The sequence below is a fragment of the Parabacteroides sp. AF48-14 genome (assembly GCF_003477465.1).
In the GTDB taxonomy this organism is placed as follows: domain Bacteria; phylum Bacteroidota; class Bacteroidia; order Bacteroidales; family Tannerellaceae; genus Parabacteroides; species Parabacteroides acidifaciens.
Window position 1 is genome coordinate 76,616 of the sequence record NZ_QUDI01000008.1, and the last position, 26,037, is coordinate 102,652.

Here is a 26,037-nt window from a genome sequence, read left to right on the forward strand (position 1 = left end):
ACGGATAAATAAAATAAACTCAAAAACATATGAATAAGAATAATTTATTAATAATTCTTTTGCTTCCCTTGTTCGCCTCTTGTGGTAAACAGGTGGCAGTACAGGAAAAAGCGGCTGACGGTCTGATGTTGACGGATAGCCTTCAACAGGTCATCTCTATTGACACCGTCCGAGAAACCGCATTAAATAACGAACTGCTATTGAACGGACGTGTGACTTTCGATGCCGGGCAGGTTGCCCATGTCTATCCCATCTTCGGCGGAACCATTGCACAGGTAAACGTGGAGATTGGCGATTATATCCGCAAAGGCGATGTCCTTGCTGTTATCCGAAGCAGTGAAGTGGCTGATTTCGAAAAGCAACAGAAAGATGCCGAGCACCAGCTCGCATTGGCAAACCGCAACCTCGAGGCGACGCGCGATATGCTTGATAGCGGAACCGCTTCCGAACGCGATCTTCTGCAAGCCGAACAGGAGGCAGCTAATGCAAAGGCAGAGGTGAAAAGGCTTCGGGAAGTTTATGATATCTATCAAATCAATGCGAACTCGACTTATAATATTGTATCTCCCGTTTCCGGTTTTGTGGTGGAAAAGAATATCAGCAAGAATATGTTGATCCGTTCCGATCAGGGAGAAGAGTTATTTACCGTTTCCGGTCTTGACAACGTTTGGGTGATGGCTGATGTGTATGAAGGCGATATCCGGAAGGTAAACGAAGGTGCGGATGTCCGTATTACGACACTTGCTTATGGGAAGGATAAGGAGTTCACCGGGACGATCGATAAGGTTTATAACATATTGGATGATGAGAGCAAAACAATGAAAGTACGTATCAAATTGAATAATAAGGATTATATGCTTAAACCGGGAATGTTTACGAATGTGTATGTGCAATGCCGGGTGGAAGGGGAACTTATGCCCCGTATTCCGGCCCATGCCCTGATATTTGAAGGGGGCAAACAGTATGTCGTATGTGTCGGCGCGGATGGATACCTCCGCATGCAGGAGGTCGATGTCTATAAACAGACTGACAAGTATTGCTACCTGAATACCGGTTTGAAAGAGGGCGATCGGGTAGTGAACAAGAATGCGTTGTTAGTTTACAATGCGCTGAAATAATGATCCTTTAGAAGAGAAGACAAGATGCATACATTCATAGATAAGATTATCACCTTTTCCCTCAGGAACAAGTTCTTTATCTTTTTCCTGACCATGATAGCCATTATTGCCGGAGCTGTCAGTTTCCTGCATACGCCCGTCGATGCCTTTCCTGATGTGACGAATACGAAGGTGACCATCATCACCCAGTGGCCGGGACGAAGTGCAGAAGAGATCGAGAAGTTTATCACGATCCCGATCGAGATAGCCATGAATCCGGTACAGAAGAAGACGGATATCCGGAGTACGACCTTGTTCGGGTTGTCGGTGATCAATGTGATGTTTGACGATGATGTAGACGATTTCTATGCCCGCCAACAAGTCTATAACCTGCTGAACGATGCCGACCTGCCGGAAGGCGTGACACCCGAGGTACAACCTTTGTACGGACCGACAGGGGAGATTTTCCGCTATACGCTGCGCAGTGACAAACGGACGGTGCGCGAGTTGAAGACGTTCCAGGACTGGGTGATCGAGCGGAAGCTGCGTGCGGTGCCCGGAGTGGCGGACATCGTCAGCTTTGGCGGTGAAGTCAAGACGTTTGAAGTGAGCGTGAATCCGAACCAGTTGATTAACTATGGAGTGACGACGCTCGAACTGTATGATGCCATTGCCAAGAGTAATATCAATGTGGGCGGTGATGTGATTACACGCAGTTCGCAGGCGTATGTCGTCCGTGGTATCGGTCTGATCAATGATGTGAAGGAGATCGAGAACATCGTTGTCAAGAACATCAACGGAACGCCTATTTTGGTTAAAAACCTGGCGGATGTGCATGAGTCATGCCTGCCGCGTCTCGGACAGGTAGGCCGGATGGAAGAGGACGACGTCGTGCAAGGAATCATCGTGATGCGGAAAGGGGAGAATCCCGGCGAAGTGATTGCCGCGCTGAAGGATAAGATTGCCGATATCCAGCAAAATGCGTTGCCGGAAGATGTGCAGATCGTACCGTTCTACGACCGGGAGGATTTGGTGAATCTCGCTGTGCGTACGGTTACGCATAACTTGATAGAAGGTATTTTACTGGTAACTTTCATTGTGTTGATTTTTATGGCGGACTGGCGTACAACGGTAGTGGTGTCCATCATCATACCGTTGGCGCTGCTCTTTGCCTTCATCTGCCTCGGGTGATGGGAATGAGTGCTAACCTGCTGTCTATGGGGGCGATCGACTTCGGTATCATCATCGACGGGGCTGTCGTGATGGTGGAGGGGCTGTTTGTCGCGCTCGACAAGAAAGCGCGCGAGGTCGGGATGCCGGCCTTCAACGTGATGAGTAAGATGGGTATTATCCGGCATACGGCGAAAGACCAGGCGAAAGCCGTGTTCTTCTCCAAACTGATTATTATTACGGCTTTGGTTCCGATCTTCTCTTTCCAGAAAGTGGAAGGGAAGATGTTCAGTCCGCTTGCTTACACGCTCGGGTTTGCCTTGTTAGGAGCGTTGATCTTTACATTGACGCTTGTACCGGTTCTTTCGTCGATGCTGTTGAAAAAGAATGTGCGCGAGAAACATAACCCGTTTCTTGCTTGGGTGAACCGGGCTGCAACAGGGTTGTTCGACCGCTGCCATGCCCATAAACGGATGACGATAACCGTTACGACTTTAGTTGCAGCCGTAGGGTTGTGGTGTTTCACACTTTTGGGGACGGAATTCTTGCCGCAGTTGAACGAAGGTTCTATCTATATCCGTGCGACGCTTCCGCAGAGTATCTCGTTGGATGAGTCTGTGAAACTGGCAAACCAGATGAGGCGTACGTTAGCTTCCTATCCGGAGGTCCGGCAAGTACTTTCGCAGACGGGACGCCCGAATGACGGGACGGATGCGACGGGTTTCTACAATATCGAGTTCCATGTGGACATCTATCCCGAGAAAGAATGGAAAAGCAAGTTGACAAAGGCGGAACTGATAGATAAAATGCAGGACAGGCTGGATGTTTATCCGGGTGTGGATTTCAACTTCTCGCAACCGATCAGTGATAATGTGGAAGAGGCTGCCAGCGGTGTGAAAGGCTCTATTGCGGTGAAGGTCTTCGGTAAAGATTTATATGAATCGGAGAAAAAAGCGGTCGAAGTCTATAAGGTATTACAGACCGTAGACGGCATAGAAGACTTGGGCGTCATCCGCAATATCGGGCAGCCGGAACTCCGGATCGAACTGAATGAATCCCGTCTGGCACGCTATGGCGTTGCTAAAGAGGATGTACAGTCGATCATCGAGATGGCGATAGGTGGCAAAAGTGCTTCATTGCTTTATGAGGATGAGCGGAAGTTCAATATCATGGTGCGTTACGACTCCACGTTCCGCCGTGGCGAAGAAGAGATCGGGAAGATATTGGTTCCGGCGCGTGACGGGGCTATGATTCCGATTAAAGAACTGGCTGATATCCGGACGATTACCGGACCGCTGATTATCTATCGTGACAATCATGCCCGTTTCTGTGCCGTTAAGTTCTCTGTCCGCGGACGTGATATGGGAACGGCTGTTGCCGAGGCGCAGCAGAAAGTACAAAAACAGGTGAATCTTCCCGAAGGATATACCCTGAAATGGACCGGTGATTTTGAGAACCAGCAGCGTGCGACAAAGCGGTTGGCACAAGTCGTACCCGTCAGTATTGCGATTATCTTTATCATCCTTTTCGTTCTCTTCGGAAATGCCCGCGATGCAGGATTGGTTTTGCTGAATGTGCCCTATGCTGCTGTTGGAGGCATCCTCGCTTTGTTGATAACGCGGTTTAATTTTTCTATCTCGGCCGGTATCGGGTTTATCGCCCTTTTCGGTATCTGTATACAGAACGGGGTGATTATGATTTCGGATATCAAGAGTAACCTGAAAGCCCGTAGCCCGTTGGATGTGGCGGTGAAACAAAGTGTCCGTTCGCGTGTGCGTTCCGTCCTGATGACTGCGTCGATGGCCGCAATAGGTTTGATGCCGGCAGCCTTGAGTCATGGTATCGGTTCGGAAAGCCAGCGTCCGTTGGCAATCGTTATTATCGGCGGTCTGATCGGTGCGACATTCTTCACTCTTTTCGTCTTTCCGTTGATGGTGGAGGCTTTCTATCGCCGGATGCTTTACGATAAGGAAGGGAAATTGTTACAACGCAGGTTGTAACGGGGTGTCAGGAATAATTTAATATATTTGTAGTCTGATACACGATATAAACAATGGCAAAGATATTATTAGTAGAAGATGAAGTAAACATCGCCTCGTTCATCGAACGGGGGTTGCTGGAGTTCGGGCACGAGGTTCGTGTAGCCTATGATGGCCAGGCCGGTTGGGTGTTGGTTCAGCAGGAAGATTTCGAATTGTTGATCCTCGATATTATCATGCCGAAGATGAACGGTCTGCAACTCTGTAAGCAATACCGCCAGACGTATGGCTATCAGTCGCCGGTCATTATGCTGACCGCTTTGGGAACGACGGAAGATATCGTCAGTGGTCTGGATGCCGGTGCCGATGATTATCTGGTGAAACCTTTCAGTTTCCAGGAACTGGAGGCGCGCATCAAAGCTCTCCTGCGGCGTACGGGAGCGGAGCCGGCCGTTCCGCTTCTAACCTGTGGCGAACTGACACTCGATCCGTCCAGCCACCGGGCTACGCGCGGCAAGGTTGTGATCGATCTTACCGTTAAGGAATATCGCTTGCTTGAGTATCTGATCCAGAACCAGGGAATGGCACAGAGTCGCCTGACGCTCCTGAAGAACGTATGGGATAAGAATTTCGATACGAATACGAATGTGGTGGACGTCTATGTCAACTATCTCCGCAGTAAGATCGATAAGGATTTTGACCACAAAATGATCCGCACCGTGGTGGGAGTGGGCTATATGTTGGAAGCATGAAAACAGGAAATAAGATCGCTCTTTTTTATACGACTATCACCATCGGCATTATTGCAATGGTGACAGTTGTTTTTTATTTTGTGGCAACTAACTACATCAGCCGTCTTTATTATTCCTATCTGACCGAAAAGGCATATGCTATTGCCGAGAAACATTGGGAGAAAGACGAGGTCGACGAGGAAGACTATGCCCGTATCCAGAAACACTATGAGGAGACGTTGCCGGTCGCTTCGGAAATATTGCTGAATGCGGACAGTCTTGCCGAAACACGAACTGTTTTATCCCGTTATCTGACGGACGATAAGATAAGTGATCTTTATAAAGGCAATGTTGTCCGGTTCCATAAAGACAAGGAATTAGGGGCGGCAGTCTATTATCCCGATAATGAGGGCAATTTTATTGTTGTGGTGATTTCGAGTAACCAGTATGGCGGTGATATACAGCAACGGATCGGGTGGCTGCTGCTGGCTATGTTGGTGGTCAGTGCAGTCTTGGTCTATTTTGTAGGACGTCTGTATGCAACCCGTATGGTGGACCGTATAGATGCGGCTTACCAGAGCGAGAAGTCTTTTATCAGTAATGCCTCTCATGAGCTGAACAATCCGCTTACGGCCATTCAGGGAGAATGTGAAATCAGCCTGCTGAAAGAGCGTACGCCTGCCGAATATCAGGCCGCTTTGGGGCGTATCGCGTCGGAGACAAAGCGGATTATCCAGTTGATGAAAAATCTGCTCTTCCTCTCTCATGGGGATAAGGAAATACTGAAGAATGAGCGCGAGACAGTCCTGTTGGCCGATTTCCTGATGCAGTTCGTCGGCAATCGGATCCGCTTTACAACCGATAACTTTGCTTTTGTCATTCAGGCAAATCCGTATCTGCTGAAGATAGCAATCAATAATATCCTGAATAACGCCTGTAAGTATTCCGGGGAAGCGCCTGTCGAAATGCGTTTGAAAGGCGCTACCTTAACTATTACCGATACGGGCATCGGCATACCGGAAGAGGAAATCACCCGTGTGTACCAACCTTTCTACCGTGCCTCCAATACACGGGAATTTGCCGGACACGGCATCGGCCTCAGTCTTTCCATGCGTATCCTGCGGACCTACGGGGCGGAGGTGAATATTCTCTCGGAAGTCGGCAAGGGGACAACGGTGGCGATTGAATTTCCGTAAGATTCAGGCAGTAATGCTTGCTTGGTAATAAAGATTGATTATCTTTGCGATATTGTTTAACTAAATGTATTAGCTATGGAAATAAAAGAAAGAGTTGGAGTCTTTGTATTAGACATTTCAAAGTTGATTTTCGGAGGAGTAATCCTTAGTAGTATTGTATCGGAAAATATTAATCCGGCTGTTGTATATGGTTTGGGTTTCTTTTTCTTTATATTTACAATTGCGTTAGGATTCGTTTTAATTCTTAATGAAGAAAAGAAAGGAGGTAGTATATGAATATGATGATATTTATTGGAATGTGTGTGTTTTCGACGGCTATCATTGGCGGTTATTTTATTCATTTGGATAATAAGCGTAAAGCTGCCGCAGAAAAGAAAGAGCAATCTTCAAAAGAAGCTGAATAAGAAATATTATTTATCAATTATAGACTGGGTCCGGTTAAGTACTTCTTAGCCGGACCTCGTTTTTATGACGGTTTGGCTGTAGCAACAATTAGCCTTCTTTGATTGTTAGATATAAAAACAAATAATATGGCATATAAGATTGCATTCTTTGGAGCTAAACCGTACGATATAGCTTCATTTGACAAAGTTAATGAAAAGTACAATTACGACATCCGTTACTACAAAGGACATCTGAACCCGAATAACGTAGTACTGACACAAGGTGTGGACGCTGTCTGCATCTTCGTAAACGACACCGCCGACGCTACCGTGATCGACGCGATGGTGGACAACGGCGTCAAACTGCTGGCCCTTCGCTGCGCCGGTTTTAATAATGTGGATTTGAAAGCAGCTAAAGGCAAACTGCCGGTCGTGCGCGTTCCGGCCTATTCGCCCTATGCTGTAGCTGAATATTCGCTTGCCCTTATGTTGTCGCTCAACCGTAAGATTCACCGTGCCTACTGGCGTACGCGTGACGGCAATTTCTCATTGAACGGCTTGATGGGATTCGATATGCACGGCAAGACAATCGGTATTATCGGCACCGGAAAGATAGCCAAAATTCTGATCCGGATGCTGAAAGGCTTCGGCATGCGTATTCTGGCTTATGACCTTTATCCGGACCTGAAGTTTGCCGAAGAAGAAGGCTTCTCTTATGTATCGCTGGACGAGCTGTATCGTGAGTCGGACATTATCTCTTTGCATTGTCCGCTGACCGACCAGACGAAATATATGATCAACAAAGACTCCATCTCAAAGATGAAGGACGGCGTGATGATTATCAACACCGGTCGCGGACAGCTGATCAACACCAACGACCTGATCGAAGGCTTGAAGGAAAAGAAGATTGCAGCCGCCGGTTTGGATGTGTACGAGGAGGAAGGTGAGTATTTCTATGAAGACAAGTCCGATAAGATTATCGACGATGATGTACTGGCCCGTCTGCTCTCTTTTAACAATGTAATAGTAACTTCGCACCAGGCTTTTTTTACAAGGGAAGCGCTGCATAATATAGCAGAAACTACCCTTCAAAACATCGATGATTTCCGTCATCACCGTCCGTTAGTAAACGAAGTTATTCTGTAAAAAGACTATGTTTATATCGCTGATTTATTATATTTTTGGGGCCATTGTCCGGTGTGAGCCAGGCAATGGCTTTTATTTTATAATAAAACAGATATGGAAATAGACAGTCATACAGGTTTGGTGCTGGAGGGCGGGGGAATGCGTGCCGTTTTTACCGTCGGCGTGCTGGATTGCTTTATGGAGCATAACCTTTGGTTTCCTTATACAATAGGTGTTTCCGCTGGTGCAAGCAATGGCATCTCTTATGCTTCCCGGCAGCCGGGCGTTCCCGTTTCAGTAATATCGACCTGCTGGAAAAGTATAACTACATAGGTCTGCGGCATTTCCTGCGTGGGCGGGGATATATCGATATGAAATATCTGTTTTATATCTATCCGGAGAAATATTACCCGCTCGATTTTGATACTTATTTCAAATCGCCGGACCGTTTCGTGATGGTCACCAGCAATTGCCTCACCGGTAAAGCCGAATATTTCGAGGAAAAACATGACGCGAAGCGCCTTGTCGATATCTGCTGCGCTTCATGTACGCTCCCGGTGCTTTGTCCGGTGGCGTATGTAGACGGCGTACCGATGGTAGATGGAGGCGTTTGCGATGCAATCCCCATCCAGCGTGCCATCGACGACGGCTTCCGCAAGAATGTGATTATCCTGACACGCAATAAAGGCTACCGGAAAAAAGAAAAGGATTTCTGGTTGCCGGGATTTATCTACCGCCAATATCCGGCTATCCGCGAACAGTTGAAACTGCGCTACCGTCGTTATAACGAAGTGCTGGACTATATCGACGAGCTGGAAGCCAAAGGAGACGCAATCGTTATCCGTCCTGAAAAGAAAATAGAAGTGGGACGCACGACCAGCGACCGGAAGAAGCTGACCGCCCTTTATGAAGAAGGATATGAGATTGGGCGGTCGATCGTGTAGTTAAATATGTTAAAACTGACAATAACCCCCTTTCCGGGGTGTTTTTCTATTTCGTCCGAAAAGTTGATCGATTTTGGATTGACTTTTTTCACGGTTTTAATCTGTTTGGCTGACAACAGAGGAGATGAGGTGCGCAGCTCGTTCTGGAAAGCGTGCAATTTGATTGCCGGAAGGAGGAAACACCGCCAATGTGATAAACCTTAACTCCCGGAGAATCGCCTGTAGCAAAACGAAGATGGGCGGTGTCCCAAATATTCAAAGGAAATTCCGGGGCCTTGTCGCCATGACGACCGTCTTCATCGCCGTCGCGACCGTCTTCATTTGAATGGCGACCGTCTTCATAGGGTATGACGACCGTCTTCAGGGCGATAAAGTTCCGGATAAATGAAATAAAGGTTGACTTCCCGGCAATAGACTCCCGGGAAAGGGGAAAAAGCCCTTTTTTGACGGCTGAAAATCGGATTGATATTTATTGTGTCTCGGACTTCTTCCGAGGCTGAAAAATGCGTTTTATACAATAAGCCCCCCTCCGGTAAACTATACCTATGGTCCGCCAATCTTCCCGAAGTGTAAAAAGAAGTCCTTATAATTCCGGTTATTCAAGGAAAATACTTATATTTGTATATTGACAATCTAAAAAAGAGACAAGTGATGATGAACAACTATGCAAACTACCTTTATATAGCAGTGCGTGCCGCCCTCGATGCTGGCAAAGCTATCATGGATATTTATACCGATCCTGAGTCTGATTTCGGTATCGAGCGAAAAGCCGATAACTCCCCCTTGACAAAGGCGGACAAGAAAGCACATAAGATTATATCGATGGCATTGTCCGTAACCCCGTTTCCCGTATTGAGCGAAGAAGGAAAGGAGATTCCTTTTGCGAACGTTCGGCGTGGGATGAACTTTGGATTGTGGACCCGCTGGATGGAACGAAAGAGTTTATCAAGAAGAATGGTGAATTTACAGTGAATATCGCGCTCGTGAAAGAAGGAGTGCCAGTGTTGGGCGTTATCTATGTCCCGGTACGGAAGGAATTGTATTTTGCCGTCGATTCGCAGGGGGCTTTTAAGCTTACCGGAGTGGATAGCAGTAACCAGCCGTCAATGGATGAGATGCTGGCGAATGCCGTGCGTCTGCCTTTGTCGATGGGGCATCAGGGAGTTGTTGTCGTGGCTTCCCGTTCGCACCAGACGGAAGATACGACCGCTTTTATAGAAAACCTGCGTAAACAGGGGCAGCCGGTTACGCTGATAAGCAGCGGCAGCAGTCTGAAAATCTGTTTGGTAGCAGACGGATCGGCCGATGTATATCCTCGTTTTGCCCCGACAATGGAGTGGGATACGGCAGCCGGACATGCAATTGCACGGGCAGCCGGATGTGAGGTTTTCCATATAGACGGAAAGACACCTTTAAAGTATAATAAGGAAGACCTTCACAATCCTTGGTTCATAGTCAAACCCCTCTGACGAACGTTTGTTCCGTTTGCTGAAACTTTTGGTCTGTAAGTAAGAAATCCCTAAAAATAGGTTATTGTAATGAGATTGGCTTTAATATTCTTATTACATTTGCACCTTATCTAAAAACTTATACTTACAGATTGGGTAGGCATGAACTTTGAAATAATATTTGTATTGCTGGCTTTGGTCGGCATGATAGTGGCGTTGATCTGGGATAAGTTGAGACCCGGGATGGTGTTACTCACGGTTGTAGTGCTGTTCCTGTGTGCCGGTATATTGACGCCGAAGGAAATGCTGGAAGGTTTTAGCAATAAAGGAATGATTACCGTAGGGATGCTTTTTCTGGTAAGCGAGGGTATCCGGCAGAGCGGTGCATTGGGACAGCTTATAAAGAAACTGTTGCCGGAAGGGAAAACGACTGTTTTCAAGGCGCAGTTCCGTATGTTGCCGCCTATCGCTTTTATCTCCGCTTTTCTGAATAATACTCCTGTTGTCGTTATCTTTGCTCCGATCATCAAACGGTGGGCGGAGTCGGTCAAGCTGCCGGCAACGAAATTCCTGATACCTCTTTCTTATGTGACGATCTTAGGCGGTATTTGTACCCTGATCGGGACGTCGACCAACCTGGTTGTGCACGGGATGATCCTGGAGGCAGGCTACGAAGGGTTTACGATGTTCGAACTTGGTAAGGTCGGCATCTTTATCGCTTTGGCCGGTATTATCTATCTGTTTATATTCTCCAATAAACTGTTGCCCGATTCACGGACGGACACTTACGAGGAAGAGGAGGAGGAGGGAAACCCCGGCAATCTGCACCGTGTGGAGGCTGTGTTGGGTTCGCGTTTTCCCGGTATCAATAAGACATTGGGCGAGTTTAACTTTACCCGCCACTATGGGGCGATCGTAAAAGAGGTCAAGAGCGGGGGACAACGGTTCACGCGGGATCTGGATAAAGTAGTCTTGCATGAAGGCGACACCCTGGTGCTTTGGGCGGATGAAACGTTCGTGCCGACATGGGGCGAATCGAGCGTCTTCCTTCTGCTTGCCAACGGAAGCGAGGGGACGGAACCAGTTTCCCGTAAGAAACGCTGGTTGGCGCTGGGGCTGCTTATCTTTATGATTGTCGGTGCGACAGTCGGGGAGTTGCCTGTTGTGAGAAAAGCTTTTCCGGAAATCCGTCTGGATATGTTTTTCTTCGTTTGTATCACAACGATAATCATGGCTTGGACAAAGATATTTCCTCCGAAGAAGTACACGAAATATATCTCCTGGGATATCCTGATCACGATTGCCTGCGCTTTTGCGATCAGTAAGGCGATGGAAAATTCAGGCTTTGCCGCTTTGATTGCCCGCCATATTATCGATATGGCTCACAATATAGGCCCGTATGCTTTGCTGGCCATTCTTTTTATCATTACGAATATTTTTACGGAGTTGATTACCAATAATGCGGCTGCGGCGCTTAGCTTCCCGATCGCATTGTCGGTGGCTACACAGTTGGGTGTGGACCCGACGCCTTTCTTTGTCGTGATCTGTATGGCGGCATCCGCCAGCTTCAGTACGCCGATCGGCTACCAGACGAACCTGATCGTACAAGGTATCGGCAGTTACAAGTTCACGGACTTTGTGAAAATCGGCTTGCCGTTGAATCTGATCACTTTTTTGATCTCGGTATTCATGATCCCGTTGATCTGGAAATTCTAAACAGTTGAAAATGGAAGAAAAACAAAATAATATCTATCCTATCTTCGATAAGATGATGACGAGGGAGGATAAGGAGCGCTTGTTAAAGCAGCGCAGTGTGATGGTCTGGTTTACCGGGCTGAGCGGTTCCGGTAAGAGTACGGTTGCTATTGCGCTTGAACGTGAGTTGCATAAATGCGGTCTGTTGTGCCGCATTCTGGATGGAGATAATATCCGTAGCGGAATCAATAACAACCTGGGCTTCTCCGCGGAAGACCGGGTGGAGAATATCCGCCGGATAGCCGAAGTAAGCAAACTTTTTATCGATACGGGTATTATAACCATAGCGGCTTTTATCAGCCCGAACAACGATTTAAGGGAAATGGCGGCATCCATCATCGGGAAAGAGAATTTCCTGGAGGTTTATATCAGCACGCCGATCGAAGAATGCGAACGGCGCGATGTCAAAGGCCTGTATGCAAAGGCACGCCGGGGTGAGATCAAAGACTTTACAGGTGTTTCCGCGCCGTTCGAGGCTCCCGGGCATCCCGACCTGACGTTAGATACGTCCGTATTGAGTTTGCAGGACTCTGTCCGTAAGCTGATGGAACTGGTCATTCCGAAAGTAACAGTCGCAAGACAATCATAAATAAGAAATAAACAAAACAATCCTATAATTATGTCAGATTATAAGTTAAGCCATTTACAGGAGTTGGAGGCAGAGTCCATCCACATCATCCGGGAGGTTGCTGCCGAGTTTGAGAATCCTGTTATGCTTTATTCTATCGGCAAAGACTCTTCCGTCATGGTTCGCCTGGCTGAAAAGGCTTTTTATCCGGGAAAGGTTCCTTTCCCATTGATGCACATCGATTCCAAATGGAAATTCAAGGAGATGATCCAGTTCCGTGACGACTATGCAAAGAAGTTCGGATGGAACCTGATCGTCGAATCCAATATGGAGGCCTTCCATGCAGGTGTAGGGCCTTTCACGCATGGCAGCAAGGTCCATACGGACCTGATGAAGACGCAGGCTTTGTTGCATGCTCTTGATAAATACAAGTTTGATGCCGCTTTCGGCGGTGCCCGTCGTGATGAAGAAAAGAGCCGTGCGAAAGAACGTATCTATTCGTTCCGCGACAAGTTCCACCAGTGGGACCCGAAGAACCAGCGTCCGGAGTTGTGGGATATCTATAATGCACGTGTGCATAAAGGTGAGAGTATCCGTGTGTTTCCGTTGTCGAACTGGACGGAACTGGACATCTGGCAGTATATCCGTCTGGAAAACATACCGATCGTTCCGTTGTATTTCGCCAAGGAACGCCCCTGCGTAGAGATCGACGGCAACCTGATCATGGCAGACGACGACCGCTTGCCGGAACAATATCGCGATCAGATCAGGATGCGGATGGTACGTTTCCGTACATTGGGTTGCTGGCCGCTGACCGGTGCTGTGGAAAGCAATGCCGACACGATCGAAAAGATTGTCGAAGAAATGATGACCACCACGAAGAGTGAACGCACGACCCGTGTGATCGACTTCGACCAGGATGCAAGTATGGAACAAAAGAAACGTGAAGGATATTTTTAATATGGCAACATTAAATATAAAGGAGTTTTTGGATAAGGATGAACAGAAAGACTTACTCCGCTTTCTGACTGCCGGCTCGGTGGATGATGGGAAATCGACGCTGATCGGCCGTTTGCTGTTTGACAGTAAAAAGATTTACGAAGACCAGCTGGATGCCCTCGAACGCGATAGCAAGCGTATGGGCAATGCAGGCGATCATATCGATTATGCCCTGTTGCTGGACGGACTGAAAGCCGAACGCGAGCAGGGAATCACCATTGACGTGGCATACCGCTATTTCAGTACGAACAACCGTAAGTTTATTATTGCCGACACCCCGGGACATGAACAATATACCCGTAACATGATTACCGGTGGTTCGACTGCCAACCTTGCCATTATCCTGGTGGACGCCCGTACGGGAGTGATCACGCAGACACGCCGCCATACCTATTTAGTTTCCCTGTTAGGCATCAAACATGTGGTGTTGGCGGTGAACAAGATGGACCTGGTTGATTTCGACAAACAGATTTTCGATAAGATCGTTTCCGACTATAAAGAGTTTGTCTCTTCCCTGAATATCCCGGATATCACCTATATTCCGCTTTCCGCCCTGGATGGCGATAATGTGGTGGACAGGAGCGATCGCACGCCCTGGTATGAAGGTCCGTCGTTGCTCGACTTTCTGGAGACGGTTCCTATCGACCAGGACCGTAACTTCGAAGACTTCCGCTATCCGGTGCAATATGTCTTGCGTCCGAATCTGGATTTCCGCGGTTTCTGCGGAAAAGTGTCCAGCGGCATCGTGTGCAAGGGCGATACGGTGATGGCTTTACCTTCGGGTAAGACTTCCAAAGTAAAAAGTATCGTCACGTATGACGGTGAATTGGAATATGCTTTCCCGCCCCAATGCATAACGATTACACTGGAAGACGAGATCGACGTATCACGCGGGGAAATGCTGGTTCATCCGGATAATCAGCCGATTGCAGACCGTAACTTCGAAGCGATGCTGGTATGGATGGACGAGGAACCGATGGATGTCAACAAACAGTTCTATATCAAACATACGACCAACCTGACACGTGCCCGTGTGGACAGCATCCGCTATAAAGTGAATGTCAATACGATGGAACAGCTGTCTATTGACAATGGACAATTGACAGTGGAGAATTTGCCAATGAAACTGAATGAGATCGGACGTGTAGTCTTTACGACCGGTAAAGAACTGTTCTTTGATCCGTATCAGAAGAATAAACAGACTGGTGCCTTCATCCTGATCGACCCGATCACGAACAACACATCGGCTGTCGGTATGATTATCGGCCGCATAGATGCACGGGATATGGTGACGGAGGATGCACTGGCCGTACTGAACCTGCCGGAATTGGGTATCGGAGCCGAGCACTACGAGGCTATCCGTACTGTTTGCCAGGAACTCGAACGGCAAGGTGTTCCTGTGAAATACATAACAGAAAATAAATAAATTATGGGATTGGAATTTGACAAGCTACCGATCAATACATTGGTAGGGGCTGACTGGAAAACGTTTAAGGCTGTGACAGCCAATAGAACCATCGACAAAGGATTTCGTAAGAAGTATTTTCTGACTAAATCCGTTTGCCGCCTGCTTAGTCCGTTGCAACCGTTTGAAAATGCACGCTATCGTAAGATTGCCGACAAGCCGCTGGAAATGGACCCGGTATTTATCCTCGGGCATTGGCGTAGCGGGACGACATTCATGCACAATGTCTTTTCATGCGATAAGCATTTCGGTTATAACACGACGTATCAGACCGTATTCCCGAACCTGATGCTTTGGGGACAGCCTTTCTTTAAGAAGAATATGTCATTCATGATGCCGGATAAGCGTCCGACCGATAATATGGAGTTGAAGGTGGATCTTCCCCAGGAAGAGGAGTTTGCTTTGGCCAACATGATGCCTTATTCGTATTATAACTTCTGGTTTTTCCCGAAACACATGTTAGAATATTGTGATCGCTACCTGCTGTTCAATAATATCAGCGAACATGAGCGTGAAATATTTAAGCAGACCTTCCTCAAACTGATCAAGATTTCACTCTGGAATACGCACGGAACCCAGTTCCTGAGCAAGAACCCACCTCATACGGGACGTGTAAAGACATTGGTCGAGATGTTCCCCAATGCCAAATTTATTTACCTGAAACGGAATCCGTACACCGTATTCGAAAGTACACGCAGCTTCTTCACTAATACGATACAGCCGCTTCGCTTGCAGGATATTTCCAACGAACAGATCGAAAGCAACCTGATCGAAGTGTATCGCCGTTTGTTCTATAAATATGAAGAAGAAAAGCACCTGATACCTGAAGGAAACCTGGTAGAGGTGAAGTTCGAGGATTTCGAGCAGGACGCCTTTGCCATGACGGAGGATATTTACAAGAAATTAAACCTCCCCGGATTTGAAGAGTCTAAAGCTGATATCGAGAAATATCTCGGTAAGAAGAAAGGCTATAAAAAGAACCAATACAAGTATGACGACCGTACGGTACAGCTTGTAGAGGAAAACTGGGGTATGGCTCTCAAGGAATGGGGGTATTCTTTATAGACGAGACGGATATTGCCGCCGCCGGCCCGTCGTTGGGTCGCAAGAAAAGATAAGATGAAAATGAAGTTAAGGAAAAAAATACAACGCATTCTTCTGCTCTTGATAATTGTCAATTGTCAATTTTCAATTGTCAATTCCCAAGAGCATGTCGTCCCGTTTACTTACGGCGATATGGACCAGTGGGTGGTTCGTGAAATACATGAATCCGGTATTATCGGAGGAAACACGAAGCACCTTTATGAGCTGGGGCCGACAGATACGATCGTCGGCAATACGGCGTATAAGAACCGGGGCGGTTCTCCTTGGGCAAACTCCAACGTGATGGCTAAAGTAGCGGGCGTGGTTAAGACCAATACTTCCGTTTTCCCGGAGGAACGGGGTGACGGATGGTGCGCACGCCTGGAAACACGGATGGAGAGCGTAAAAGTATTCGGTTTGGTTGACATCGAAGTCGTGGCTGCCGGTTCTCTTTTCTTAGGATCAGTGCACGAACCGATCAAAGGGACCAAGAACCCGCAGGCGATGCTGAACAGCGGAGTTGCGTTTAGCAAGAAGCCGAAAGCCCTGCGTTTTGACTATAAGGTGAAGTTAGCTCCGGAAAAGGACCGTATTCGCAGTACCGGTTTCAGTCGTAAGTCGACAGTGGCTGGGCAGGATTCGATCGCCGCCATCCTTTTCTTGCAGAAACGATGGGAAGATAAGGATGGGAACATATATGCCAAGCGTGTCGGGACAATGGTGCAGCGTTATACGGAGTCCACAGACGGCTGGACGAACGATGCTACTTATCCGATTCTTTATGGAGATATATCCCATCATCCGGAATATAAACCCTATATGCGGATTCAGGTGGAAGAACGGTATGCCCTGAACAGCCGGGGAGAAAGCGTCCCGATTCAGGAAATAGGCTGGGCGGAGGAAGACGAAATGCCGACTCATCTGATCCTGCAGTTTACTTCCAGCCATGGCGGTGCTTATATCGGTTCGCCGGGTAATACGATGTGGATTGATAACGTAGAACTTATATATTAATAAATTGATAATTGACAATGGACAATTGACAATTTGTTTGTCGATGTCTTTAATTGTCAATTGTCAATTATCAATTGTCAATTGAAAAATGGTGGAAGCAAAAGATAAAATAAAAGCACTTCGTGAGGCTTTGGAGCAGCATAATTATAATTATTATGTGCTTTCGGCGCCGACGATATCAGACCGCGAGTTTGATGAGATGATGAAGGAGTTGCAAACCCTTGAAGAGGCGCATCCCGAATATGCCGATCCCCATTCGCCGACACAGCGGGTGGGAAGCGACCTTTCCAAGGAGTTTGAACAGGTAGTGCATAAATATCCGATGCTTTCTTTGGGCAACACTTATTCGGAAGAGGAAGTAAAGGACTTCTACGAGCGCATAGCCCGTGACCTGAACGAGCCTTTTGAGATTGTTGCCGAACTGAAATATGACGGAACTTCCATCTCGCTGATTTATGAGAACGGACGCCTGCTTCGCGCTGTAACCCGTGGTGACGGTACCCGTGGCGACGATGTAACGGCGAATGTGAAAACAATCCGTTCCATACCCTTGAAGCTGATGGGAGACGGATATCCGTCGGTGTTTGAAATACGCGGGGAGATCTTGCTTCCCTGGGCTGAGTTCGATCGTTTGAACAAGGAACGCGAGGAGCAGGAAGAACCGCTGTTTGCGAATCCCCGTAATGCGGCTTCCGGCACTTTGAAACAGCAGAATCCTACTGTCGTGGCGTCACGTAAGCTGGATGCCTATTTTTATTACCTGTTAGGGGAAGAGTTACCGGCTGAGACGCATTATGACAATCTGGAGGCTGCCCGTTCATGGGGCTTTAAAATACCGAATGTGATCCGTAAATGTAACAGCCTGCAGGATATTTACGATTATATCGCCTATTGGGATACCGAACGTAAGAACTTGCCGGTGGCAACCGACGGGATCGTCCTGAAAGTAAATTCCCTGCGGCAACAAAAGAATTTAGGCTTTACAGCTAAAAGCCCGCGCTGGGCGATTGCCTATAAGTTCCAGGCAGAACGTGCCGTGACCCGTCTGAACTCTGTCTCTTTCCAGGTGGGGCGTACGGGAGCTGTCACCCCGGTGGCCAATCTGGAACCGGTTTTGCTGGCAGGTACGACTGTTAAGCGTGCATCCTTGCATAATGCGGATATTATCGAAGGCCTCGACCTGCATTTGGGAGACATGGTCTATGTGGAGAAAGGCGGAGAGATTATCCCTAAGATCGTAGGGGTGGACGTCGAAGCCCGTTCTTTACTGATAGGCGATAAGGTGCGTTTTATCCGTTCCTGCCCTGAATGCGGAACGCCGTTGGTACGTCCGGAAGGAGAAGCCGGGCATTATTGTCCGAACGAATCCGGTTGCCCTCCCCAGATTAAAGGAAGGATCGAGCATTTCGTTACCCGAAGGGCAATGAATATCAATATGGGGCCGGAAACAGTCGAAGATTTGTACGAGGCCGGTTATGTTAAGAACGCAGCTGATCTCTATACGCTGGAAATAGCCGATTTGCTTCGTCTGGAACGCTGGGCGGAGAAGAGCGCGAGCAACTTGATCGCCAGCCTTGAAGAGTCCAAGCAGGTGTCTTTCGAACGTGTCCTGTATGGATTGGGGATTCGCTATGTGGGGGAAACAGTTGCAAAACGTTTGGTTTCCGCTTTCCATTCGATGGAACAGCTGGAGCAAGCTTCTTTGGAAGAGTTGACGGCAGTGGATGAAATCGGGGATCGTATCGCGCAGAGCGTAATCGATTATTTTGCCGACGAACGTAACCGGGCGTTGGTGAACCGTTTGAAAGAGTATGGTCTTCAGATGTCCGTTGCCGAAGAGGTTTTGGCGAACCGTTCCGAGAAGCTGAAAGGGTTGGTCATCGTGATCAGCGGGACGTTCTCGAAGCATTCGCGTGACGAATACAAGGCGATGATCGAGCAACATGGCGGTAAGAACAGCGGTTCCGTATCCGGTAAGACCGATTATATCCTGGCAGGCGAGAATATGGGACCGGCTAAACTTGAAAAGGCCGCCAAATTGGGCGTGAAGATTATAAACGAAGACGAATTTCTAAACATGATAGCGGAATGAGACTGACGAATTATTTTATTAAGAAGAAAGTGCAGTCTTTAGCTTCCGGAGCTGCAAACCGCAAACATGAGTTTTGCACATTGGAAGATGCCGGCCACGTCCTGGTCTTGTACCAGGCGGACGACCATGAGTTTGTGGAGCCTTGTCTCGAAAAGTTGCGTAAGATGCGTAAAAAGGTAGAGGCCTGTGTCTATGTGTCCGGCAGTACGCTTCCGGAGATGAAAGCGTCATACACGGCAGTCCATGCCAAGAAGGATCTGGATACCTGGCAGACCCCTTCGGATGCCATTGTCGAACAATTGAAGACGGTCAGGGCGGATATTCTGATCGACCTTACACGTTCTGATTGTTATCCGATGCAATATATTATGTTACAGCATCCTTGCCGGTTTAAGGTGGGAGTGAAGCGTGCCGATATCGATTTGTACGACCTGTCTATATCCTTGACAGAGCGTGAAGATATCAAGCATTTGTTCGACCATATATTATTTTATTTGCAGGCGATACGCTCAAAATGATATAAATTCCTTATTTTTGCAAGGCTGATTGATAATTGTTGCTATTTTTCTTTCAATTATCAATTGTCAATTATCAATTGTCAATTAATAATCATGGCAGACATAAACTTAAAAGGAATGGGTGTGGCGTTGATCACTCCCTTTAAAGAAGATGAAAGTGTTGACTACGAAGCGTTAGGAAGGCTTGTAGACTATCAGTTGCAGAATGGAACCGATTATCTGGTTGTGCTTGGTACCACTGCGGAAACCCCTACACTTACAGAAGAAGAAAAGAAGAATATAGTTGATTTAGTAGTAACGAAGGTTAGCGGTCGCATCCCCATTGTGTTGGGATTGGGCGGAAACTGTACGAGGTCGATTGTCGAAAAACTGAAGAACGACAATTTCGACGGTATAGACGCGATCCTGTCTGTCGTACCTTATTATAATAAACCCTCCCAGGAAGGAATCTACCAGCACTATAAAGCGATTGCCGAAGCGACTACGCTGCCGATCGTGTTGTATAACGTCCCCGGACGTACGGGTGTGAACATGACGGCTGAAACGACTCTCCGCATTGCCCGTGAATTTAAGAATGTGATTGCAGTCAAGGAAGCCTCCGGCAATATTACTCAGATGGACGATATCATCAAGAACAAGCCGGCTAACTTCAGCGTGATTTCCGGTGACGACGGTATCACGTTCCCGCTTATCACATTGGGTGCTGTCGGTGTGATCTCTGTAATCGGGAATGCTTTCCCGCGTGAATTTAGCCGTATGGTACGCTTGGCATTGGCAGGTGACTACAACAGTGCCCGTACGATTCACCATAGTTTTACGGAGTTGTTCAACCTTTTGTTTGTAGACGGTAATCCGGCAGGGGCGAAGAGTATGCTGAATGCAATGGGCTTTATCGAAAACAAGTTGCGTTTGCCATTGGTTCCGACCCGTATTACGACATTTGAAAAGATCCGTGACGTATTGAACCAACTTAGTATAAAGTGCTAAAAGATGACATTGCCGGAAGATCCGATGATGCTGTTTAGCGTCATCAATATGAAACTGCGTGATGATTATTCTTCTCTTGATGAATTGTGCGACGATATGCATATCAAGAAAGAAACACTTGTTCAGAAATTGAAAAACGTTGGATTCGAATATAGCCGGGAGAATAATAAGTTCTGGTAATGAATAGTTGTGTAGTATATGGAAAAACGATGGCTGCATGGTCGGTTGGGATCGCCGTGTTGCTTTCTTCGTGTACTACCGGAGTTTGTACGGCGTTAAGTGAAAAAGAACGCTTGGGAAAACAAATCTTTTTCGACGAATCGCTTTCGGAACCGGCGGGACAATCTTGTGGAACCTGCCATGAACCGTCCAAAGGCTTTGCCGATAAATATGGGCGGATCACTTCGGAGGGGGCCGTGCAAGGTTTGTTCAGCAACCGGAATGCCATGACCTGTTCATATGTGGCGTATGTCCCCGCCTTGCATTACGATGACGAGGATGAAACATACGTCGGCGGTTTGTTCTGGGACGGACGTGTGAACTCTTTGGAAGAACAGGCCGGCCAACCTTTTATCAATCCGTTGGAGATGGGTAACAAGGACAGCCGGATGGTTGTCGGGAAGTTTCGCCGTACAGCCTACTATCCTGATTTTGTCCGCCTTTATGGCGAGATAGCGTCTGATGATTCTCTCTTTTCGAAAATATTGGATGCGTTGGCTGCCTACGAGCGTTCGGTGGAAGTCAATCCCTACACTTCGAAATATGATGCCTATCTGGAGGGTAAATGCAAACTTACCAAACAGGAGAAGAAAGGTTTGGCTTTGTTTAAGGAAAAAGGGATGTGTGCCGAATGCCATGTACTGGAGAAAGACGAACGTGCCGGACGTGTTTTGTTTACCGACCATACGTATGATAACTTAGGGATCCCTTCCAATCCGGACAACCCGTTCTTTCATGTTTCGCCTCCTTATAACACAGTAGGGCGGGATACGATGGATCTGGGGTTGGGCGCTTTTCTCGGTGACAGTGCGGAATTTGGCAAGTTTCGTGTACCCACTTTGCGTAATATCGCTTTAACCGCTCCTTATGGGCATAACGGCTATTTTAAGACGCTCGAAGAGATTGTCCATTTTTATAACGTACGTGATGTGGAGGACTATCCGGCGCCCGAATATGCTGCGACGGTTAACCGGGAGGAATTGGGCAATCTGGGGCTTAGCCCGGAGGAAGAGGCTGCCATCGTTGCTTTCATGCAGGCGCTGACCGATGGCTATCGTTAGGACTTAATAAATAACTTAATAGATTGAAACCATGAAACTTAAATTCTCTTTTCTGGCTGTTTTTATACTGGTTGTTTTTTCAGTAAAAGGTGCTGTTGTCGATACGTTGGCTGTTTACAGCGATGTAATGAAAAAGAATGTCCAGGTAGTTGTCGTCTCTCCGGATAATAGCCGGTCGCCTAAGCCTGTGGTCTACCTGTTGCACGGATATGGCGGGAATGCGAAGACTTGGATCTCCATGAAACCGGAGTTGAAAGATATTGCTGACCAGGACGGACTGATCTTTGTCTGCCCCGACGGTAAAAACAGTTGGTATTGGGATAGCCCGAAAGATCCTTCGTATCGTTATGAAACATTCGTTTCCGGGGAACTGGTCAAATATATCGATTCCAAATATCAGACAGTCAAGGACCGTAGCGGCCGTGCCATCACCGGTTTGAGCATGGGCGGACATGGAGCCATGTGGCTGGCTTTTCGCCATAAAGATGTGTTCGGGGCTGTAGGCAGTACCAGTGGAGGTGTCGACATCCGTCCGTTTCCGAACAACTGGGAGATGAGCAAGCAGCTGGGGAATGAGAGCGACAACCAGGATGTCTGGAACAGCCATACGGCAATCAACCAGATTGACCGTATCAAGAATGGCGAATTGGCAATTATCTTTGATTGCGGTTACAGCGATTTCTTCTTTGAAGTGAATAATGATTTTCACAAGAAACTCCTGAAGTATAAGATCGACCATGATTTCCTGGTCCGTCCCGGTGCCCATAACGGTGAGTATTGGAAAAACTCAATCGATTATCAGATCATGTTCTTCAAGAAATTTTTCGACCGGAAATAAGAAATACTTATGTCTTGAAGTCGAAATACTTATGTTTTCACCGACAAATACTTATGTTTTGAAACCAAACACTTATGTTTTTGAATCGCAACATAAGTGTTTGGTTTTATAGGATGTAACGCTTTTCTTTTGGTCAGCTCAATCCTTCGATCACACCGTCCACGATGTCGATGCGTTTTGCCTGCGGGTCTTTGGGAAGTCCCGGCATACGCATGATCTCGCCCATAATCACGACGATCATTTCAGCACCGTTGTTGATGATGATATCGCGTACTTTCATCTCGAAGTTTTTAGCAACGCCGTAGGCTTTCGGATCGGATGAGAATGAATACTGCGTTTTTGCAATACAAATCGGATAGTGCGAGATTCCCAGGCTTTCGATCTGTTTGATTTTCTTGTCAGCCAATGTGGTGTAAACGACGGATGCAGCCCCGTAGATATGTTCGGATACCTTTTTGATCTTAGTGCGGACCGGATCATTGTCTTCATATATATATTGAAGCGGGGCGGATGGTTTCTTCTCAATGGTATCGACAACCAGTCTGGCCAGTTCGGCACCTCCTTCGCCACCTGCTGCAAATACGTTATTCATGCAGAAGCCTACGCCTATCTCGCGGCAGTGTTCGGCCACCAGATTGATTTCCTCGTCTGTGTCGGATGCATATTTGTTGAAGGTGACGATTACTTCCTGCCCGAAACGCTTCATGTTCTCAACATGCTTGTCCAGGTTTTCAAAACCGTTCTTCAGTCCTTCGACGTTCGGTTCTTTGATCTTGTCTTCCGGTACGCCGCCATGCAGTTTCAGGCTTTGTGCCGTTGCGACGATAACGGTCAGTTTCGGGGCCAGTCCTGCTTTTCTGCATTTGATATCGAAAAACTTTTCTGCTCCCAGGTCTGCACCGAAGCCGGCCTCTGTCACGACATAGTCACCATATGTGAGTGCCATTTTTGTAGCCAGGATCGAGTTGCAACCGTGTGCAATGTTAGCGAACGGGCCTCCGTGTACAAATGCTGCAGTATTCTCGGTCGTCTGCACCAGGTTGGGCAGGAGGGCGTCTTTCAGTAAAACAGTGATGGCGCCTGCTACTCCCAGGTCGTTTACGGTAAACGGGTTTCCGTCGTATGTATATCCCAACAGGATATTGCCGACACGGCGTTTCAGGTCTTCGATGTCCGTTGCCAGACAAAGGATCGCCATGATTTCCGAAGCGGGGGTGATGTCGAAACCTGTCTCTGTCGGGACGCCGTTGGCGGAGCCTCCCAGACCGGAAACGATATTGCGCAGGCTGCGGTCGTTTACGTCCAGTACGCGCTTCCATTTGATCTCTTTCAGGCCCTCGCAGGTGTTGCGGGTCTGGTAGATGTAGTTATCGAGCAAAGCCGTGATCATATTGTGCGCGGAGGTAACCGCATGAAAGTCTCCTGTGAAGTGGAGGTTGATGTTTTCCATCGGCAGCACTTGCGAGTAACCGCCTCCGGCAGCCCCGCCTTTCATACCGAAGCACGGCCCCAGTGAAGGCTCACGAAGGGCGACAACCGCTTTTTTTCCGATCTTGTTCAGTCCCAATGTCAGACCGATCGAGACGGTAGTCTTACCGATACCGGCCTTGGTCGGGGTGATGGCTGTGACCAGGATCAGGTTATGCTCCTTGATTTTCTTATTGTCGATCAGGTGAAGGGGTATTTTGGCTATATACCTGCCGTAATTTTGAACTTCTTCACGTGGGATACCCAGCCCGCTTGCGACTTCCTTTATTTTATGTAGGGAAACCTCTCTTGCAATTTCTATGTCCGATTTCATGCTTGATGTAAGTTTAAGTGAGAAACAAATGTAATTATATTTTTATATAATAACAAAATGAAAGGGAGGATAGTTGTTGAAAGCCAAGTCTTCCGTAAAATAGATGTCAGTTTGATAATTGATAATAAAAGTGGGGATAGATTGGCATTATGTAATGTGTATATATTGTTTTATTGTTATTTTGTAAACTTGAGTTGGCAGAATATGGGCTTTTGGTTATCTTTTGTCTTAAAGAATTATAAAATCTGGAAAGGCTCATGTTGTATGTGATAATTTGATTACATTTGCAATGTCACGATGATAAAATGAAAGAAACATAGGATTAAATGTGATAAAAAGTAAATAGTATAACAAATAAGAAAACTACGGTTTATGTAATTTAAGGAGATTTGATTATGGCAACAATGAGATTAAGTTTGATGGAAGTAGCGTTAAGGGAAACAAGTTCATGGATAAAGACTATCGCGGATAGTCTTGGTTTTCAGGCATTTTCTAAGATGAATCCTTCCGGTGGTATGAATAATGTAGGTTGGGATGTGACTAAACAGAAAGAAATCCAGGATCTCCATCATTATGCAGTCCGCGACTTGATCCCAAAGGCTGGTGTCTATCAAATGAAGTTGCTTGAATCATTGGCCCAATCGGCTTCCATCTATTCTCCGGAAGATTTGGAGTCTCTTTACAGTGACACGAATAAAAGGATTGAAAAGATCGGCAGCCATATTTCGGGAGTGCTGGTGAGTGCACGTGAACTCTGCAAGTCCGGCCATCAGAACTGGGAATCCGTTCAATCCCTTCGCTATCACATCATCCAATTGAGCAATCTTTTGGAATCCGAATAGATTCTACTATTTATATGATAAACTACTGTATGATCATCAGTGAGAAATAAGGAAACGGTTTTTCACTGATGATTTTTTTATCGGATGTATAATACTCTTTATCCGTCCCGACGTTCTCGAAGTAGTGAAACCGGGCTTGCGGGTGCTTGCAGATGCATTCATGGACGGCATCCACGCATTGGGACAGTTTCATAATGACGATTACGTAGCCGGCTTTGATCTTTTCCGACAGTTCTTCCGCTGTCAGTATTCCGGGAATGACGATGATCTGTTCTTCTTGTTTGACGATATGCAAGCCGGCAAGGGCTCCGGCTGCGATAAAGGCCGGGATTCCGGCGGTACGCTCCACCTCGATGTCATTAGCCTTGAATTTATCGTATATATATTGGATGGAAGAGTAGAAGCCTGCATCCCCTTCAGCTACAATGACAATCTTTTTCCCTTCCAGCCGGGCGGATACAGCCTTTTCGTATAGTCTGTCGTAGGCTTTCCAGGCCTCGGTACGGTCCTTGCTCATCGGGAGTGTGAATAGCTGGATTGTCGAATCTTCAATATTGAGTTCCTTTACGATATTGGCTGCGCGTGAGAGGGATTGGCCGTTCTTGTTTAAGGTTGCAGGGCAATAGATGATATCGGCCTGTTGGAGCTTTTTCAAACCTTTCAGGGTAATCAGTTCCGGCTCTCCCGGACCGAGTGATACGAAGCAAATGGGATATGGCATA

General features: G+C 47.2%; 21 protein-coding genes and 3 pseudogenes. 22 read left to right on the plus strand and 2 right to left on the minus strand.

All coding sequences use genetic code 11. From position 1 onward, the window contains the following. Nucleotides 1–29 precede the first annotated feature (29 nt). The 21 genes and pseudogenes from DW083_RS05580 (at nt 30) to DW083_RS05675 (ending at nt 22,672) form a co-directional block, all read left to right on the plus strand. Nucleotides 30–1,118: an efflux RND transporter periplasmic adaptor subunit gene (locus DW083_RS05580; protein ID WP_122331708.1), complete on the plus strand. Its 1,089-nt coding sequence runs from the start codon at nt 30–32 to the stop codon at nt 1,116–1,118. A gap of 24 nt (nt 1,119–1,142) precedes the next feature. Continuing rightward, nucleotides 1,143–4,267, plus strand: a pseudogene (locus tag DW083_RS05585) (efflux RND transporter permease subunit). Between the two features lie 53 nt (nt 4,268–4,320). Further along, nucleotides 4,321–4,998: a response regulator transcription factor gene (locus DW083_RS05590; protein ID WP_122331709.1), complete on the plus strand. Its 678-nt coding sequence runs from the start codon at nt 4,321–4,323 to the stop codon at nt 4,996–4,998. Beyond that, nucleotides 4,995–6,173, plus strand: coding sequence for a HAMP domain-containing sensor histidine kinase (locus DW083_RS05595; protein WP_122331710.1), 1,179 nt, complete (start codon nt 4,995–4,997; stop codon nt 6,171–6,173). Before DW083_RS05590 ends, DW083_RS05595 begins: the two co-directional genes overlap by 4 nt. 75 nt (nt 6,174–6,248) lie before the next feature. Then, nucleotides 6,249–6,449 (plus strand): DUF6722 family protein, encoded by a 201-nt coding sequence (locus tag DW083_RS05600; protein WP_122331711.1) that lies wholly within the window; start codon nt 6,249–6,251, stop codon nt 6,447–6,449. Beyond that, nucleotides 6,446–6,577: a hypothetical protein gene (locus tag DW083_RS23330; RefSeq protein WP_255419785.1), complete on the plus strand. Its 132-nt coding sequence runs from the start codon at nt 6,446–6,448 to the stop codon at nt 6,575–6,577. The genes DW083_RS05600 and DW083_RS23330 overlap by 4 nt, the downstream gene beginning before the upstream one ends. 126 nt (nt 6,578–6,703) lie before the next feature. Further along, entirely contained in the window at nt 6,704–7,702 is a 999-nt protein-coding gene (locus DW083_RS05605) for a 2-hydroxyacid dehydrogenase (protein WP_115498815.1), read from the plus strand. A 93-nt stretch (nt 7,703–7,795) separates the two neighbouring features. Next, a pseudogene (locus tag DW083_RS05610) lies at nt 7,796–8,625 on the plus strand (patatin family protein). A 654-nt stretch (nt 8,626–9,279) separates the two neighbouring features. Beyond that, a pseudogene (gene cysQ / locus DW083_RS05615) lies at nt 9,280–10,094 on the plus strand (3'(2'),5'-bisphosphate nucleotidase CysQ). Between the two features lie 141 nt (nt 10,095–10,235). After that, the gene (locus DW083_RS05620; RefSeq protein ID WP_122331712.1) at nt 10,236–11,789 is read left to right on the plus strand and encodes an SLC13 family permease; all 1,554 of its coding nucleotides are present in this window, start codon (nt 10,236–10,238) and stop codon (nt 11,787–11,789) included. Between the two features lie 10 nt (nt 11,790–11,799). Continuing rightward, nucleotides 11,800–12,417, plus strand: coding sequence for an adenylyl-sulfate kinase (cysC, locus tag DW083_RS05625; RefSeq protein WP_115498811.1), 618 nt, complete (start codon nt 11,800–11,802; stop codon nt 12,415–12,417). Nucleotides 12,418–12,444: 27 nt separating this feature from the next. After that, nucleotides 12,445–13,356, plus strand: coding sequence for a sulfate adenylyltransferase subunit CysD (gene cysD / locus DW083_RS05630; protein WP_199659147.1), 912 nt, complete (start codon nt 12,445–12,447; stop codon nt 13,354–13,356). 1 nt (nt 13,357) lies between these two features. After that, complete coding sequence (gene cysN / locus DW083_RS05635; RefSeq protein ID WP_122331714.1) at nt 13,358–14,821, plus strand: sulfate adenylyltransferase subunit CysN; 1,464 nt, start codon at nt 13,358–13,360, stop codon at nt 14,819–14,821. Nucleotides 14,822–14,824: 3 nt separating this feature from the next. Then, the gene (locus tag DW083_RS05640; RefSeq protein WP_115498808.1) at nt 14,825–15,925 is read left to right on the plus strand and encodes a sulfotransferase; all 1,101 of its coding nucleotides are present in this window, start codon (nt 14,825–14,827) and stop codon (nt 15,923–15,925) included. A 60-nt stretch (nt 15,926–15,985) separates the two neighbouring features. Then, nucleotides 15,986–16,957, plus strand: coding sequence for a PCMD domain-containing protein (locus tag DW083_RS05645; protein WP_122331740.1), 972 nt, complete (start codon nt 15,986–15,988; stop codon nt 16,955–16,957). A gap of 88 nt (nt 16,958–17,045) precedes the next feature. Further along, on the plus strand, nt 17,046–19,049 hold the full coding sequence (gene ligA / locus DW083_RS05650) for an NAD-dependent DNA ligase LigA (RefSeq protein WP_122331715.1): 2,004 nt from the start codon (nt 17,046–17,048) through the stop codon (nt 19,047–19,049). Next, nucleotides 19,046–19,567, plus strand: a complete 522-nt coding sequence (locus DW083_RS05655; RefSeq protein WP_122331716.1) for a hypothetical protein — start codon at nt 19,046–19,048, stop codon at nt 19,565–19,567. Before ligA ends, DW083_RS05655 begins: the two co-directional genes overlap by 4 nt. A gap of 93 nt (nt 19,568–19,660) precedes the next feature. Beyond that, nucleotides 19,661–20,554 carry a 4-hydroxy-tetrahydrodipicolinate synthase gene (gene dapA / locus DW083_RS05660; RefSeq protein WP_115498804.1) on the plus strand — a complete coding sequence of 298 codons (894 nt, stop codon included), beginning with the start codon at nt 19,661–19,663 and terminating at the stop codon, nt 20,552–20,554. A 3-nt stretch (nt 20,555–20,557) separates the two neighbouring features. Further along, nucleotides 20,558–20,734, plus strand: a complete 177-nt coding sequence (locus DW083_RS05665) for a DUF4250 domain-containing protein (protein WP_115498803.1) — start codon at nt 20,558–20,560, stop codon at nt 20,732–20,734. Beyond that, nucleotides 20,734–21,834, plus strand: coding sequence for a cytochrome-c peroxidase (locus tag DW083_RS05670; RefSeq protein WP_122331717.1), 1,101 nt, complete (start codon nt 20,734–20,736; stop codon nt 21,832–21,834). The genes DW083_RS05665 and DW083_RS05670 overlap by 1 nt, the downstream gene beginning before the upstream one ends. A gap of 31 nt (nt 21,835–21,865) precedes the next feature. After that, a complete protein-coding gene (locus tag DW083_RS05675; RefSeq protein WP_122331718.1) occupies nt 21,866–22,672 on the plus strand; it encodes an alpha/beta hydrolase family protein in 807 nt (268 codons plus the stop codon). Between the two features lie 133 nt (nt 22,673–22,805). Here the strand turns inward: DW083_RS05675 and DW083_RS05680 are convergent, their stop codons facing one another. Then, entirely contained in the window at nt 22,806–24,473 is a 1,668-nt protein-coding gene (locus DW083_RS05680) for a formate--tetrahydrofolate ligase (protein WP_122331719.1), read from the minus strand. Between the two features lie 395 nt (nt 24,474–24,868). Between DW083_RS05680 and DW083_RS05685 the strand changes: the two genes are divergently transcribed. Then, nucleotides 24,869–25,315, plus strand: coding sequence for a hypothetical protein (locus tag DW083_RS05685; RefSeq protein ID WP_115498799.1), 447 nt, complete (start codon nt 24,869–24,871; stop codon nt 25,313–25,315). Between the two features lie 22 nt (nt 25,316–25,337). Here DW083_RS05685 and DW083_RS05690 read toward each other — a convergent pair whose 3' ends face one another. After that, nucleotides 25,338–26,036 carry a precorrin-2 C(20)-methyltransferase gene (locus tag DW083_RS05690; RefSeq protein WP_122331720.1) on the minus strand — a complete coding sequence of 233 codons (699 nt, stop codon included), beginning with the start codon at nt 26,034–26,036 and terminating at the stop codon, nt 25,338–25,340. Nucleotide 26,037: the final 1 nt, after the last annotated feature.

Coding starts and splice junctions, on each gene's coding strand:
- DW083_RS05655 (WP_122331716.1), top strand. CDS start 19,046: ATGAGACTGACGAATTATTTTATTAAGAAGAAAGTGCAGTCTTTAGCT.
- ligA (WP_122331715.1), top strand. CDS start 17,046: ATGGTGGAAGCAAAAGATAAAATAAAAGCACTTCGTGAGGCTTTGGAG.
- cysC (WP_115498811.1), top strand. CDS start 11,800: ATGGAAGAAAAACAAAATAATATCTATCCTATCTTCGATAAGATGATG.
- DW083_RS23330 (WP_255419785.1), top strand. CDS start 6,446: ATGAATATGATGATATTTATTGGAATGTGTGTGTTTTCGACGGCTATC.
- DW083_RS05590 (WP_122331709.1), top strand. CDS start 4,321: ATGGCAAAGATATTATTAGTAGAAGATGAAGTAAACATCGCCTCGTTC.
- DW083_RS05680 (WP_122331719.1), bottom strand. CDS start 24,473: ATGAAATCGGACATAGAAATTGCAAGAGAGGTTTCCCTACATAAAATA.
- DW083_RS05600 (WP_122331711.1), top strand. CDS start 6,249: ATGGAAATAAAAGAAAGAGTTGGAGTCTTTGTATTAGACATTTCAAAG.
- cysN (WP_122331714.1), top strand. CDS start 13,358: ATGGCAACATTAAATATAAAGGAGTTTTTGGATAAGGATGAACAGAAA.
- DW083_RS05605 (WP_115498815.1), top strand. CDS start 6,704: ATGGCATATAAGATTGCATTCTTTGGAGCTAAACCGTACGATATAGCT.
- DW083_RS05685 (WP_115498799.1), top strand. CDS start 24,869: ATGGCAACAATGAGATTAAGTTTGATGGAAGTAGCGTTAAGGGAAACA.
- DW083_RS05620 (WP_122331712.1), top strand. CDS start 10,236: ATGAACTTTGAAATAATATTTGTATTGCTGGCTTTGGTCGGCATGATA.
- DW083_RS05665 (WP_115498803.1), top strand. CDS start 20,558: ATGACATTGCCGGAAGATCCGATGATGCTGTTTAGCGTCATCAATATG.
- DW083_RS05670 (WP_122331717.1), top strand. CDS start 20,734: ATGAATAGTTGTGTAGTATATGGAAAAACGATGGCTGCATGGTCGGTT.
- DW083_RS05580 (WP_122331708.1), top strand. CDS start 30: ATGAATAAGAATAATTTATTAATAATTCTTTTGCTTCCCTTGTTCGCC.
- dapA (WP_115498804.1), top strand. CDS start 19,661: ATGGCAGACATAAACTTAAAAGGAATGGGTGTGGCGTTGATCACTCCC.
- DW083_RS05690 (WP_122331720.1), bottom strand. CDS start 26,036: ATGCCATATCCCATTTGCTTCGTATCACTCGGTCCGGGAGAGCCGGAA.
- DW083_RS05675 (WP_122331718.1), top strand. CDS start 21,866: ATGAAACTTAAATTCTCTTTTCTGGCTGTTTTTATACTGGTTGTTTTT.
- DW083_RS05645 (WP_122331740.1), top strand. CDS start 15,986: ATGAAGTTAAGGAAAAAAATACAACGCATTCTTCTGCTCTTGATAATT.
- DW083_RS05640 (WP_115498808.1), top strand. CDS start 14,825: ATGGGATTGGAATTTGACAAGCTACCGATCAATACATTGGTAGGGGCT.
- DW083_RS05595 (WP_122331710.1), top strand. CDS start 4,995: ATGAAAACAGGAAATAAGATCGCTCTTTTTTATACGACTATCACCATC.